The organism is Kitasatospora sp. NPDC059577 (assembly GCF_042735475.1).
GTDB lineage: Bacteria > Actinomycetota > Actinomycetes > Streptomycetales > Streptomycetaceae > Kitasatospora.
Genome location: NZ_JBHWBZ010000009.1, coordinates 1 through 13,802 on the forward strand (window position 1 = coordinate 1; position 13,802 = coordinate 13,802).

The window sequence follows — 13,802 nt, forward strand, 5'->3', positions numbered from 1 at the left end:
CGACGCCGATCCGGGCCTCGTTCATCATGTGGAACATGTACGCGAGCCCGTGGTGTGGCGCGCCCCCCCCCTGGCCCCCCCCGCCGCCCTTCCCCCCATTTCCGGGTCCGAACGGCGGGCGGAACGCAGCCGGGCCGCCCGCCGGAGCGGACGGCCCGGCCGGGGCTCAGCGGCCCCGCAGCTCCCGGTAGCGGGCGACCAGCTCGGCGGTGGAGCTGTCCAGCTGCTCGGCGCCCTCTCCGGTGAGCAGCACCGGCTCGATCCGCTTGGCGAGCACCTTGCCCAGCTCGACGCCCCACTGGTCGAAGGAGTCGATGTTCCAGATCGCGCCCTGGACGAACACCTTGTGCTCGTAGAGGGCGACCAGCTGGCCGAGCACCGACGGGGTCAGCTCACCGGCCAGGATGGTGGTGGTCGGGTGGTTGCCCTTGAAGGTCTTGTGCGGGACGAGTTCGGCGGGCACTCCCTCGGCCGCGACCTCCTCCGGGGTCTTGCCGAAGGCCAGCGCCTGGGTCTGGGCGAAGAAGTTCGCCAGCAGCAGGTCGTGCTGGGCGACCAGGCCCGGGAGCAGGTCGGCGACCGGCTTGGCGAAGCCGATGAAGTCGGCCGGGATCACCTTGGTGCCCTGGTGCAGCAGCTGGTAGTACGCGTGCTGGCCGTTGGTGCCGGGGGTGCCCCAGACCACCGGGCCGGTCTGCCAGTCCACCGGGGTGCCGTCGCGGGTCACCGACTTGCCGTTGGACTCCATGTCCAGCTGCTGCAGGTAGGCGGTGAACTTGGACAGGTAGTGCGAGTACGGCAGCACCGCGTGCGCCTGGGCGTCGAAGAACGCGCCGTACCAGACGCCCAGCAGGCCGAGCAGCAGCGGGACGTTCTCCTCCGCCGGGGCGGTGCGGAAGTGCTCGTCGACCAGGTGGAAGCCGTCCAGCATCTCGCGGAAGGCGTCCGGGCCGATGGCGGTCATCAGCGAGAGGCCGATGGCCGAGTCGTAGGAGTAGCGGCCGCCGACCCAGTCCCAGAACTCGAACATGTTGGCGGTGTCGATGCCGAAGTCCTGGACGCCCCGGGCGTTGGTGGACAGCGCGACGAAGTGCTTGGCGACCGCCTCGGTGCCGGCGCCCAGGCCGTCGAGCAGCCAGTCGCGGGCGGAGACCGCGTTGGTGATGGTCTCGATGGTGGTGAAGGTCTTGGAGGCGACGATGAACAGCGTCTCGGCCGGGTCGAGGTCGCGGACCGCCTCGTGCAGGTCGGCGCCGTCGACGTTGGAGACGAAGCGGACGACGAGGTCGCGCTCGGTGTACGAGCGGAGCACCTCGTAGGCCATCGCGGGGCCGAGGTCGGAGCCGCCGATGCCGATGTTGACGACGGCCCGGATCGGCTTGCCGGTGTGGCCCTTCCACGCGCCGCTGCGGACCCGGTCGGCGAAGGCGGCCATCTTGTCGAGGACGGCGTGCACGCCGGGCACCACGTTCTCGCCGTCGACCTCGACCACGGCGCCGCGCGGGGCGCGCAGCGCGGTGTGCAGGACCGCGCGGCGCTCGGTGGTGTTGATCTTCTCGCCGCGGAACATCGCGTCCCGCAGCTCGGCGACGCCGGTGGCGGCGGCGAGTGCGCGCAGCAGCTCCAGCGTCTCGTCGGTCACCAGGTGCTTGGCGTAGTCCACGTGCAGGTCGCCGACCCGCAGGGTGAGGCGTCGGCCGCGCTCGGGGTCGGCGGCGAACAGCTCGCGCAGGTGGGTGTCGCCCAGTTCGGTCCGGTGCTTGGCCAGGGCGGCCCACTGCGGGGTGCGGTCCAGCGGGGTGCGGGAGTCGGCGCGGGTCTCCGACATCGGTGGGTCCTCGATTCATCTGGGTGCAGAAACCGGCAGGGCCAGGCGTGAGCCCCCGAGGGTGAGGGTCTCGGTGCGAGGTCGTGCGGGTACTGGTGGTGCGCCGACTCCGTTGACGGCCTGCCCGGGTTCAGCCTATGCAACCCCGGGGGCGGTCGCGCACATTCCGCCCACCGGCGGACAGGACGTCACTTCCGTTCCGAGCGCAGGTCGAGCCCGCGCAGCACCTGGTCGACCAGTTCCGGGTCGGCGCCGAGCTCGCTGCGGGCGACGAGCATCTCGCGGCGGGAGGCCGCGATCATCTCCTGCTCGACGTCCCGGGCGGCCCGCCACTGGGACAGCCGCAGCTTGGCCTCGGCGGCCTCCTCCTCGGCGTAGTTCTCCGGGCAGAGCCGGGCCAGCCGGTCGTGCTGACGGTCCCGCAGGCGGTCGGCGACCTCGGCCGGCAGCCGGTCCTGCTCCTCCAGCTCGCCGAGCCGCGTGAGCCCGGCCTTGGCGGCCCGCCACCAGAGCTGACGGACGGCCTGCTCGTGCTTGTCCTGGTCGATGTCCAGCCGGAGCCGCTTGGCCACCCAGGGCAGGGTCAGGCCCTGCACCAGGAGCGTGAAGAGCACCACGCTGAAGGCGATGAAGACGAGTCGGCCGCGCTCGGGGAAGTCCGCGCCGGAGTGCAGGGTGAGCGGGATGGCGAGCGCCAGCGCGACGGTGGCCACGCCGCGCATGCCGGACCACCAGAGGACCACGCTCTCCTTCCAGCTGAACGGGGTGTCCTCGTCGTCGCCGCTGCGCAGCTTCCGGGACACCCAGCCGGCCGGCAGCAGCCAGAGCAGCCGGACCACCACCACGACGGCGATCACCACGGCGGCGTCGCCGATGAAGCCGGTCCAGCCGCGGCCGGCCTCCTTGAGCACGGTGGCCAGCTCCAGGCCGATCAGGCCGAAGGCGACGCCGGTGATCAGGATCTCGACCACCTCCCAGAAGGCGTTGCCGACCAGCCGGTAGGCGACGGCGTCGGCGTCGGAGGCCCGCTCGGCGAGGTAGAGCGCGCAGACCACGACGGCGAGCACGCCGGAGCCGTGGATCTCCTCGGCGATGGTGTAGGCGGCGAAGGGCACCAGCAGGTTGAGCGCGACCTGCTGGGTCGGGTCGTCCAGGCGTTCGGCGAGCTTGGTGTTGACCCAGCCGAGGACGACGCCGACGACCACGGCCAGCACCGCGGACAGGACGAAGCGCAGCACCGCGCCGCCGACCGAGAAGTCGCCGCTGACCATGGCCTCGATGGCCAGCGAGTAGATGACGATCGCGGTGACGTCGTTGAACAGGCCCTCGCTCTCCAGGATCGACACCAGCCGGCGGGGCAGGCCGACGCTGCCGGCCACCGCGACGGCGGCGACCGGGTCGGGCGGGGAGACCAGCGCGCCGACCGCGATCGCGGCGGCGAGCGGCAGGGCGGGCAGCAGCCAGTGCACCGTGCCGGCCACCGCGACGGTGGTGACCACCACCAGGGCGATGGCCAGCAGCAGGATCGAGCGGGCGTTGGCCTTGAAGTAGCGCACCGAGGAGCGCCGGGCGACGGCGAAGATCAGCGGGGGCAGGACCAGCGGGAGGATCAGCTCGGGCTCGATGGTGACGTCCGGGATCTGCGGGACGATCGCCATGACGATGCCGAGCAGGGTCATCAGGACCGGTTGCGGCACGCCCGTCCTGCGGCCGAGCGGCATGGTGACCACGGAGGCGAGCAGCACCAGGAAGAACAGGGGCAGCTGGCCCACGGGGAGATTCCTCTCGACGGACGGACGCACGGCTGAGCGCCGCCCAGGATAAATCTGACAATGCACCCATCAGTGAAGACGCGCTGAACGACCCCTTGACCTCAAGCGCACTTCAGGACCGAGGATCGGTACCGGTCGACGGGAGCCGTCGGCCGGTCGAACGGGTGGGAGCAGACATGAAGGCGGTCACCGTGACGCGGTCCGGCGGTCCGGAGGTCCTGCGGGTCACCGAGGTGCCCGATCCGCAGCCGGGCCCGGGCGAGGTGCGGGTGCGGGTGTACGCGGCCGGGGTGCAGCCGGTCGACCTGGCGATCCGGGAGGGGTTCCGGCCGCCGGGACTGACGGTCGAACCGCCGTTCGTCCTCGGCAACGAGTTCGCCGGGGTGGTGGACCGGGTCGGGCCGGACAGCGGCGGCTGGAGGGCCGGCGACGAGGTGCTGGGCTTCCGGCTGCTGGACAGCCACGCCGAACTGGTCACGGTGGACGCCGCCCAGCTGGTGGCCAAGCCCGCCGGGATGCCCTGGGAGCAGGCCGGCTCGCTCTCCGCCTCCGGCCAGACCGCGCACACCGCGCTCACCCTGCTCGGCGTCGGCCCCGGCGACACCGTGCTGGTGCACGGCGCCTCCGGCGGGGTCGGCACGGTGGCCGTCCAGCTCGCCCGGGCCCGGGGCGCCACGGTGGTCGGCACCGCGAGCGAGCGCAACCACGCGTACCTGCGCGAGCTGGGCGCGGTCCCGGTCGCGTACGGGGAGGGGCTGGTCGAGCGGGTCCGGGCGGCGGCGCCGCAGGGGGTGACGGCCGCCTTCGACGCCGCCGGGCGGGGTGCCCTGGAGGCCTCGGTCGAGCTGGTCGCCGACCGGGACCGGATCGGCACCGTCGTCGACTTCGAGGGCGCCGGACGGCTGGGCGTGCGGCTGCTGCGCACGCAGCGCACCGCCGCCCGGCTGACCGAGCTGGTCCGGCTCTGGGAGGCGGGCGGGCTGCGGCTGGAGATCGCCGAGTCCCTCCCGATGGAGCGGGCCGGGGAGGCCCACCGCTTGGTCGGCACCGGACACGTCCGGGGCAAGGTGGTGCTGACCATGTGAGGCTCCGGGCACGACGCCCCGGGGCCCCTGGCCCCCCGCCGGGCCGATTGTGTGTTTCGGCCGCTGACCAGGTAATGTTCTCCACGTCAGCAGGCGCCGCTAGCTCAGTTGGTTAGAGCAGCTGACTCTTAATCAGCGGGTCCGGGGTTCGAGTCCCTGGCGGCGCACAGACAGCCGGAAGGCCCCTTGCGAAAGCGAGGGGCCTTCCGGCATTTCCCGTGCGGTCGGCGCGCTCCCCAGCGGCGCGCTCCCCAGCGGGCGCTCCCCGGCGGGCTCGGTCACCACCGCCCCGCCCGGGCTGGTGACCGAACCGCTGTCGAACCGCCTGCTGCTGCGGCCGGACCGGGCCCAGGGGGTCGTCCTCAGCCCCGGGCCGGCGGGAAGGCGTGGCGGCGGGCGGCGGCGAGCACGGCGAGGACGGGGAGCATCAGGGCGAGGACCGTCCAGGGCAGGGCGCCGGTGCCGAGGCCGTCCAGGACGAGTCCGCCGACGACCCCGCCGGCCGCCATCGCGACGTTCCACAGGGTCACCAGCACGGCCTGGGCGGCGTCCGCCCGCTCGCCGCCCGCGTCACCGAGGGCGGTCTGCAGCAGGGTCGGGACGCCGCCCCAGCCCAGGCCCCAGAGCAGCGCCGCCGCGTACACCGGCGGCGCACTGTCCGACCACAGCGCGAGGACGCCCGCCGTCACCGCGACCAGCAGTGCGCCGCCGATCGTCAACCGCCGCAGCCGGCGGTGGATGTGGGCGCCGGTCAGCCAGATGCTCGCCATCGAGGCCAGGCCGAAGACCAGCAGGACGGTGCCGGTGGCGCCGCCGAGGCCGGCCCGGTCGAGGAAGGGCGCGATGTAGGTGAACAGGATGGTGTGGGCGAGCACGTAGAGCACGGTCACCGTGAGCACCGGCACCACGCCGGGCACGGCGAGCGCGTGCCGGACCGGCACGCGCTCGCCGTCGGGCCGGCCCGGCTCCTCGGGCAGCAGCGCCGTGATCCAGCCGACCACGCCGACCGCCAGTGCCGACATGACCAGGAACGGCACCCACCAGGCGGACATCCGGCCGAGGAAGGTGCCGACCGGCACTCCGAGCGACAGCGCCACCGGCACGCCCGCCATGGCGACGGCCATCGCCCGGCCCTGCTGCTCGACCGGCACCAGCCGGCGGGCGTACCCGGCCAGCAGCGCCCAGGCGAGGCCGGCCGCGACGCCCGCGAGGAAGCGGGCGGCGAGGGTGAGCGGGTAGCTGCCGGACACCGCGGTCACCGTGTTGGCCACGGCGAAGCCGCCCATCGCGGTGAGCAGCAGTCGCTTGCGGCCCCAGCCGGCGGTGACCGCGGCGAGCGGGATCGCGGTGGCGGCGGAGCCGATCGCGTAGACGGTGACGGTCTGCCCGGCGGCCGACTCGCTGACGCCGAGGGACTCGCCCATGCCGGGTAGCACCCCGGCGGGCAGGTTCTCGGTGAGCGCGGTGACGAAGACGGCGGTGGCCAGGGCGAGCAGGGAGGGGAGCGGGAAGGGCTTGCGGGGTACCGGGGTCGGGAGTCGTGTGGTCGCCATGGGGACCATGCTTGGACCTCACACCGGTGTCAGGTTCAAGCGCGTCGGGTCCGAGCACGGTCCCGTTGGCGTCGGTCAGCGGCCGAAGTAGCCGTCGAAGTTCCGGGAGAACTCCTGGCCGCCGAACCGGTCCCAGTTCACCGACCAGGCCATCAGCCCGCGCAGGTTCGGCTGGGCGCCCGAACGCGGCACGTACGTCCCGCAGTTGGTGAGCTTGGTGAGGCAGTCCAGGGCCTTGTCCACTTCGGCCGGGGCGACGTAGCCGTTGCCCGCGTTGGTGGTGGCCGGCATGCCGATGGCGACCTTGGAGGCCGGCAGCGCCGGGAACACGTTGTTCGCGTTGCCCGCCACCGGGAAGCCCTTGAGCAGCATGTCGGTCATCGCGACGTGGAAGTCGGCGCCACCCATCGAGTGGTACTGGTTGTCCAGGCCCATGACGGAGCCGGAGTTGTAGTCCTGGACGTGCAGCAGGGTGAGGTCGTCGCGCAGGGCGTGGATGACCGGCAGGTAGGCCCCGGCGCGCGGGTCCTGGCCGCCCCAGGGTCCGGATCCGTAGTACTGGTAGCCGAGTTGGACGAAGAAGGTCTCCGGCGCCATGGTCAGCACGAAGCCCGGGCCGTACCTGGCCCGGAGGGTCTTCAGCGCGGAGATCAGGTTGACGACGACCGGGGTGGTCGGGTTCCTGAAGTCGGTGTCGCCGGTGTCGAGGGAGAGCGAGTGGCCCTCGAAGTCGATGTCCAGGCCGTCCAGGCCCCACCTGTCGATGATCGCCGAGACCGAGCTGACGAAGGTGTCCCGGGCGGCGGCGGTGGTCAGCTGGACCTGGCCGTTCTGGCCGCCGATCGAGATCAGCACCTTCTTGCCCTGGGCGCGCTTGGCGGCGATGGCGGCCTTGAAGTCGGCGTCGGACTCGACGGTCGGGCACTCGGTGGCCGGGCAGCGGTTGAAGCGGATGTCGCCGGAGGTGACGGAGGTGGGCTCGCCGAAGGACAGGTCGATGAAGTCCCAGGAGTTCGGGACGTCGGCCATCCGGGTGTAGCCGGCACCGTTGGCGTAGCCGGCGTGCAGGTAGCCGACCAGGGCGTGGCTGCCGGTGGGCGGGGTGCCGGTGGGCGTGCCGGTGGGCGTGCCGGTCGGGGTCGCGGTGGGGGTGCCGGTCGGGGTCGCAGTGGGGGTGCCGGTCGGGGTCGCGGTCGGCGAGGCGGTCCCGGTGGGGGTCTGCGTCGGCGTGGGCGTCGGCGTCGGGCTGGGCGCGCCCGGGCCGTCCAGCGAGACGTCGTCCGCGTAGTAGGTGCCCTGGCCGTACCAGCCGTGGGTGTAGACGGTGGCGCTGGTCTGGGTGGCGCCGGTGGTGAAGCTGACGCTGAGCTTCTGGTACGAGCCGCCGGTGCCGGGGGTCCAGGTGCTGGGGCCGCCGCCGTCGACGCCCAGGTAGACGTAGGAGCCGTTGACGTACGCACTGAGCGTGTAGGTGGTGTTGGGGGCGACGGTGACGACCTGGCCGCACTGGGCGGTGTCGCCGGCCGTGGCCGCGCCGGCGAGCGCGTGGCTGCCGCCGTGCACCGGGGCGGTGACGACGCTGCCGGTGCCGCTGCCGCAGCTCCAGGGGCCGAGCGAGCCGGACTCGAAGCCTCCGTTGACCAGGAACTCGCCGGCCGAGGCGGCGGGGGCCAGGCCCAGGGTGACGCCGGCCAGGGTGGCCGCGGCGACGGCGGAGGCGGTGCCGGCGACGAGCGCGGCGCGACGGGCCCGGGGGCGGGCGGGTGAGCGTGGGGGCATGGATCTGCGCATGGGGGCGCTCCTGCGGTGGCACGGTCGTGGGGGACGTCCGAGGGCACGCCGGAGCACGCGCCAGTGGGGGGAACGGCCCGGCCTGGCACCCTAGTTGGACTAGACCACTGAAGTGGATCCGGCCGTACGGTGTCAATGGTCCAGACCGGCTCCGGCCTTCTCCGGTTGCCGGGTGTGACACCCCGTCGAAGGATGGAGGGGTGACCCCGCCCGGCTACCTCCGCTACCCCCACCTGCACCACGGCCTGCTCACCTTCACCGCCGAGGACGACGTCTGGATCGCCCCGCTGGACACCGCCGGCGCCGTCACCGGCCGGGCCTGGCGGGTCACCTGCGACCGCACCCGGGTCAGCCACCCCCGCTTCTCCCCCGACGGGACCACCCTCGCCTGGACCGGCTGGCTCAGCCTCACCCCCGAGGTGTGGACCGCCCCCGTCGACGGCGGCGAGGCCCGCCGGCTCAGCTTCTGGGGCAGCCAGGACACCCGGGTGCGCGGCTGGCTGCCGGACGGCGAGGTGCTCGCCGTCACCTCCTTCCACGAGCCCTTCGGCCACTACACCTGGGCGCACGCCCTGCCCGCCGACGGCTCCCCCGGCCAGCGGATGCCCTGGGGCCCGGTCGGCGACGCCCAGATGAGCCGCGAACGGACCGTCCTGCTCACCGGCGCCGCCCCGCACGAACCGGCCGCCTGGAAGCGCTACCGGGGCGGCGCCGTCGGCCGGCTCTGGGCGGACGGCAAGCGGATCCTCCCCGACCACACCGGACACCTCGCCTCCCCCATGCCGGTCGGCGGACGGGTCGCCTTCCTCTCCGACCACGAGGGCATCGGCAACCTCTACTCCTGCCGTCCCGACGGCACCGACCTGCGCCGGCACACCGACCACGCCACCTACTACGCCCGCGAGGCCGCCACCGACGGCACCCGGATCGTCTACCAGCACGCCGGCGACCTCTGGCTGCTGGACGGCCTGGACGCCCCCGCCCCGCACCGGCTGGACGTACCGCTCGGCGGCGCCCGGGCCGGCCGCCGCCCCTACCAGGTCGGCGCCGCGTCCCAGGTCAAGGACCTCGCCTGCGACCGGACCGGCCGGGCCGGGGTGATCACCGTGCGCGGCAGCCAGTACTGGCTCACCCACAAGGACGGCCCGGCCCGCGCGCTGGCCGACACCCCCGGGGTGCGGACCCGGCTGCCGGTCGTGCTCGGGCACACCGGCGAGGCGGCCTGGATCACCGATGCGGAGGGCGCCGACGCGATCGAGGTGATGCCGCTGCCCGGGCACGAGGCGACCCCGGGCTCCGGCGGCGGGGACCGGCACCGACACCGGGTGCTCGCCGCCGGCCGGCTCGGCCGGGTCCTGGAGCTCACCGTCTCCCCCGACGGCACCCGCCTCGCCGCCTCCTCCTCGGACGGGCGGCTGCTGCTGGTCGCCACCGACGACGGAGCCGTACGCGAACTGGCCTCCTCCGAGTACGGACCGGTCTCCAGCGCCCGGTTCTCCCCCGACTCGCGGTGGATCGCCTGGTCCCAGCCGGTCGCCGGGCGCTCGCTGCGCCGGATCAGGCTCACCCGCACCGCGGCGCCCGCCCCGATCACCGAGGTCACCGACGGCCGGTTCGAGGACGAGCAGCCGGTGTTCACCCGGGACGGCCGCTACCTGGCCTTCCTGTCCTGGCGCGGCTTCGACCCGGTCCACGACGTCCACACCGGCGACCTCTCCTTCCCGCTCGGCTGCCGCCCGTACCTCGTGCCGCTCACCGCCGACACGCCCTCGCCGTTCGCCGCGCAGGCCGAGGACGGCGCCCCGCGCGGGGACGGCGGCGGCGACGGCACCGTCCGGGTCGAACCCGAGGGCATCGGCGACCGGCTGCTGCAGTTCCCGGTGATCGCCTCCAAGTACTCGGCCACCGACGCGGTGCGCGGCGGCCTGGTCTGGCTGCGCTGGCCGATCTCCGGCACCCTCGGGCAGACCTTCGCCAGCCCGGAGGACACCTCGGGCCGCCCCTCACTGGAGCACTTCGACCTCGCCCGGGGCACCCGCAGCACACTGGTGGACAAGCTCGACGGCTACGCGGTCTCCGGGGACGGCGGCTCCGTCGTCGTCTACTCGGCCGGGACGCTCCGGGTGATCCCGGTCTCCGCGCCCTCCGCCGGCACCGGCGTCGACCTGCGCCGGATCACCCACACCGTGCACCCGGACGCCGAGTGGCGTCAGGCCTACCACGAGGCCGCCCGGATCGTCCGCGACCAGTTCTGGGACGAGCGGATGTCCGGCCTGGACTGGCCCGCCCTGGTCGCCCAGTACGAACCGCTGCTGGAACGCGTCTGCTCACCCGACGACTTCGCCGACCTGCTGCGCGAACTCCTCGGCGAACTGGGCACCTCGCACGCCTACGTCACCACCTCCCGGCGCGCCGAGGGGCCCTCGCTCGCCCAGCAGCCGCTCGGCCTGCTCGGCGCCAGCGCCCACCGCTCCCCCGAGGGGCGCTGGCTGGTCGGCCGGGTGCTGCCCGGCGAGTCCTCCGACCCGCGCGCCCGCGCCCCGCTGGCCGCCCAGGGCGTCCGGGAGGGCGACGAACTGCTGTCGATCGCGGGCCGGCCGGTGGACCCGGTGCGCGGACCGCTGCCGCTGCTCGCCGGTACCGGCGGCACCACCGTGGAACTGGCCCTGCGCACCGGCGAGGACGGCCCGGTTCGGCGGATCACGGTCACCCCGCTGACCGACGAACGGCCCGTCCGCTACCAGGACTGGGTGACCAGACGCCGTTCCCTCGTCCGGGAGTTCAGCGACGGACGGTGCGGCTACCTGCACATCCCGGACCTCGGCGGCTCCGGCTGGGCGCAGTTCAACCGGGACCTGCGGCGCGAACTGGACAAGCCCGCACTGGTCCTGGACGTCCGCGGGAACGCCGGCGGCAACGTCTCCGAACTGGTGCTGGAGAAGCTCACCCGGCACGTCCTGGCCTGGGACTTCACCCGGGACCGCCAGCCGGTCCGCTGGCCGCGGCACGCGCTGCGCGGCCCGCTGGTCGCCCTCGCGGACGAGGCGACCAGCTCGGACGGCGACGTCATCATCGCGGCGATCAAGTTGCTCGGGCTCGGCCCGGTGATCGGCAACCGCACGTGGGGCGGGGTGGTCGGGATGTCGGGGCGGCACACCCTCGGTGACGGCACCCAGATCTCGGTCCCGAAGAACGCCTCCTGGTTCGGCGGCGGCCTCGGCTGGTCGGTGGAGAACCGGGGCGTCGAACCGGACGTGCACGTGCTGCGCACCCCGGGCGACTGGGCCCGGGGGCGCCACCCCGAGCTGGTCACCGCCGTCCAGCTCGCCCTGGAGCTGCTGGAGGACGCGCCCGCCGCGGCACCCCCGCCGGAGTCCACGCCCCGGCCGGACCTGCGGCGCCCGCCGCTGCCACCGCGGGAGCGGTGACCGGCGGGATTGTGGGAGCAGTTGCCGGCAGGGGTGGCCGAACCGGTGACCGGCGCAGTGGTGACCGGCGGGGCCGGTGTCGGCCCCGCCGGTCGGGGCGGCCTCGGTCCCAGGCCTCAGCCCCAGACCTCAGCCCCAGACCTCAGCCCCAGATCTCGGCCCCGGATCTCGGCCCCAGACCTCGGCCCCGGATCTCGGCCCCAGGGATCAGTCCCAGGGGTCGCCCTCGGCCGTCATGTTCTCGGCGGCGCGCCGGTCGGCCTCCTCCTGGGAGAGCCGCTCCTGGGCCATCCGCTCCTGCGCGTCCCTGCTCCGCTCGACGTCGTCGCCGAACGCGTCGACGGTCTCGTCGTGGGCGAGCGCGGCCCGCTGGGCGGCGTCCTCGCCGGTGGCCTCGTGGTGCGGCGGCCGGTGGAACAACCTGTCGAAGATGCCCATGACTCCTCCTCCGGAGGGGAATGTCGGAATACCGGGCTGCCCCCACTCTCACACCGTGACCGGGCCGACGCACCTCGGGCCCGGTTGAGCCCTTGGTCCCTGGTGGACGCGCCCAACGGCCGTAGCCGGGCGGTGCCCGGCGGGCGCAGGGTGGAGCCGTCGGCCGAACTGACGCCACCGTTGGAGCCCGCTGTGACCGTCGTCCATCCCGCAAACCCCGCCCGGCGCACTGCCGAGGACCCGCACGACGGACCGCGCCGACGGGTCGGCCCGCTGGCCGCGCTGGACGGGCGGCTGCCCGGCGCCCACGACCTGCTGCTGATGCAGTGCCCCGGTTCGCTGCGCCCGCTCGCGGGCGGCGAACTGCCGGACTGGGCGCGCGCCGTGCTGCGGGTGCACCCCTGGGTGACGGTCGGCCGGGCGCCGGCGGTGGTCGGCAGCCCGGCGGACCTGCCGCACCCGCAGCGCTGCACCCGGGACCCGGAGGCCGCGCCCGAACTGTGGTTCCCGGTGACCGTGCGAGGCCCGCGCCCCGGGCAGCGGCTGGACGCACTGGCGCCCTGGGCGGCGGTGGCCCGGACGCTGCGGCCCGAGCAGCTGGCCGAGCGGCGCCGGCGGCTGGCCCCCGAACGGCTCACCGGGATCCCGGCGCTGGCCCTGCTGCCGGAGGTCGGCCGGCTGGTGGCCGACCACCGGATGCCCTGGGGCCCGATCGGCGCGGTCGGCTACGAGCTGGGCAGCGGGGTTCCGGTGACCGGGCCGCTCAGCCCGCTGCGGCTGGTGCTGCGCTCGCCGCAGCCGGTCAGCCGACGCGACGCGCTGCAGTTGCGGCGGGCGCTCACCAAGCTGCCGGTGCCGGTGCAGGCCGCACTGGAGACCCGGCACGGCTCGGTGCAGCTGGCCGAGTACGCGGCGGGGGTGCACACCCTCACCCTGCTGACCCCGTACGGCCCCCGGGAGGTCCACGACCCCTGGTTCCCCCGGGGCCCGTTCGCCTGACGGCCCGCCCGCCGGCCCCCCGCGCGCAGTCCCGGAGAAGAACGACCCGCCGCCGATGTCGATCCGGCCGGGTCGGCTCCGACGTCCTCGCGTGCGGCGCCCCGCCGCACGCTGACGTGACGAGACCCGGCGAGGAAACCCGTGGACCAACTGCTCAGAGTGATGAACTTCAACGTCTCGGCCGACGGGATCGGCGCCGGTGAGCACCAGAGCCTGGAACGGCCGTTCGGCCTCGACGGCCCCGAGCGGCTGTTCGCGTGGGCCGGAGCCACCGCGAGCTGGCCGATGCGGACGGACCCCGGGGGCAGCCGGGGCCTCGACGACTACTTCACCCGGGACTTCGCCCGCAACATCGGTGCCGAGATCATGGGCCGCAACAAGTTCGGGCCGCAGCGCGGGCCCTGGCAGGACCACGAGTGGCGCGGCTGGTGGGGCGCGGAGCCCCCGTTCCGCACTCCGGTGTTCGTCATGACCCACCACGGGCGTCCGTCGATCACGCTCTCCGACACCACGTTCCACTTCGTCGACGGCGACCCGGCCGCCGTCCTCGAACGGGCGCGGGCAGCGGCGCAGGGCAGGGACGTCCGGCTCGGCGGCGGTGTCACCACGATCCGGCAGTTCCTCGACGCCGACCTCGTCGACACCCTGCACGTGGTGGTCTCCCCGGTGGAGCTCGGGTCCGGGCTGCGGCTCTGGAAGTCCCCCGACGAGTTGCTCGACCGGTTCCACCTGGAGGTCGTGCCCAGCCCGAGCGGCGTCACGCACCACCTGTTCTGGCGCAAGTGACGCGAGGGGCCCCCCCCCCCCCCCGCGCGGGGGGGGGGGGCGCGGCGCCCCCCCCCGCGCCCCGCGGCCCCCCCCCCCCCCGGGGGGGGCGGGCGCGCGGGGGGCCCGGTAGCGCGCGCCGG

Annotated in this window: 9 protein-coding genes and 1 tRNA gene; 5 read left to right on the top strand and 5 right to left on the bottom strand. The window is 74.4% G+C overall.

Annotated features, from left to right (window positions below; all coding sequences use genetic code 11):
• Nucleotides 1–166: 166 nt before the first annotated feature.
• Both pgi and ACFV0O_RS10640 read right to left on the bottom strand, forming a co-directional pair.
• Nucleotides 167–1,828, bottom strand: a complete 1,662-nt coding sequence (gene pgi / locus ACFV0O_RS10635; RefSeq protein ID WP_380339152.1) for a glucose-6-phosphate isomerase — start codon at nt 1,826–1,828, stop codon at nt 167–169.
• Nucleotides 1,829–2,016: 188 nt separating this feature from the next.
• Nucleotides 2,017–3,600: a Na+/H+ antiporter gene (locus ACFV0O_RS10640; protein ID WP_380339154.1), complete on the bottom strand. Its 1,584-nt coding sequence runs from the start codon at nt 3,598–3,600 to the stop codon at nt 2,017–2,019.
• Nucleotides 3,601–3,776: 176 nt separating this feature from the next.
• On the opposite strand from ACFV0O_RS10640, the gene ACFV0O_RS10645 reads away from it, so the two are divergent.
• Together ACFV0O_RS10645 and ACFV0O_RS10650 are read left to right on the top strand one after the other, a co-directional pair.
• Nucleotides 3,777–4,685, top strand: coding sequence for an NADP-dependent oxidoreductase (locus tag ACFV0O_RS10645; RefSeq protein ID WP_380339156.1), 909 nt, complete (start codon nt 3,777–3,779; stop codon nt 4,683–4,685).
• Between the two features lie 93 nt (nt 4,686–4,778).
• A tRNA-Lys gene (locus ACFV0O_RS10650) sits at nt 4,779–4,852 on the top strand.
• 195 nt (nt 4,853–5,047) lie between these two features.
• Here the strand turns inward: ACFV0O_RS10650 and ACFV0O_RS10655 are convergent.
• Both ACFV0O_RS10655 and ACFV0O_RS10660 read right to left on the bottom strand, forming a co-directional pair.
• Entirely contained in the window at nt 5,048–6,238 is a 1,191-nt protein-coding gene (locus ACFV0O_RS10655) for an MFS transporter (protein ID WP_380339159.1), read from the bottom strand.
• Nucleotides 6,239–6,313: 75 nt separating this feature from the next.
• The gene (locus ACFV0O_RS10660; protein ID WP_380339162.1) at nt 6,314–8,029 is read right to left on the bottom strand and encodes a chitinase; all 1,716 of its coding nucleotides are present in this window, start codon (nt 8,027–8,029) and stop codon (nt 6,314–6,316) included.
• 200 nt (nt 8,030–8,229) lie between these two features.
• Between ACFV0O_RS10660 and ACFV0O_RS10665 the strand changes: the two genes are divergently transcribed.
• A complete protein-coding gene (locus ACFV0O_RS10665) occupies nt 8,230–11,457 on the top strand; it encodes a S41 family peptidase (RefSeq protein WP_380339165.1) in 3,228 nt (1,075 codons plus the stop codon).
• A gap of 207 nt (nt 11,458–11,664) precedes the next feature.
• Here ACFV0O_RS10665 and ACFV0O_RS10670 read toward each other — a convergent pair whose 3' ends face one another.
• Entirely contained in the window at nt 11,665–11,895 is a 231-nt protein-coding gene (locus ACFV0O_RS10670) for a hypothetical protein (RefSeq protein WP_380339168.1), read from the bottom strand.
• 192 nt (nt 11,896–12,087) lie between these two features.
• On the opposite strand from ACFV0O_RS10670, the gene ACFV0O_RS10675 reads away from it, so the two are divergent.
• Nucleotides 12,088–12,894 (top strand): phosphoribosyl-dephospho-CoA transferase MdcG domain-containing protein, encoded by an 807-nt coding sequence (locus tag ACFV0O_RS10675; RefSeq protein ID WP_380339171.1) that lies wholly within the window; start codon nt 12,088–12,090, stop codon nt 12,892–12,894.
• A gap of 141 nt (nt 12,895–13,035) precedes the next feature.
• Nucleotides 13,036–13,680 (top strand): dihydrofolate reductase family protein, encoded by a 645-nt coding sequence (locus ACFV0O_RS10680; RefSeq protein WP_380339174.1) that lies wholly within the window; start codon nt 13,036–13,038, stop codon nt 13,678–13,680.
• The last annotated feature ends 122 nt before the right edge of the window (nt 13,681–13,802 follow it).

Excerpts from the sequence above, each read along its gene's own strand:
- pgi (WP_380339152.1), bottom strand. The coding sequence starts at position 1,828 with ATGTCGGAGACCCGCGCCGACTCCCGCACCCCGCTGGACCGCACCCCG.
- ACFV0O_RS10645 (WP_380339156.1), top strand. The coding sequence starts at position 3,777 with ATGAAGGCGGTCACCGTGACGCGGTCCGGCGGTCCGGAGGTCCTGCGG.
- ACFV0O_RS10655 (WP_380339159.1), bottom strand. The coding sequence starts at position 6,238 with ATGGCGACCACACGACTCCCGACCCCGGTACCCCGCAAGCCCTTCCCG.
- ACFV0O_RS10660 (WP_380339162.1), bottom strand. The coding sequence starts at position 8,029 with ATGCGCAGATCCATGCCCCCACGCTCACCCGCCCGCCCCCGGGCCCGT.
- ACFV0O_RS10670 (WP_380339168.1), bottom strand. The coding sequence starts at position 11,895 with ATGGGCATCTTCGACAGGTTGTTCCACCGGCCGCCGCACCACGAGGCC.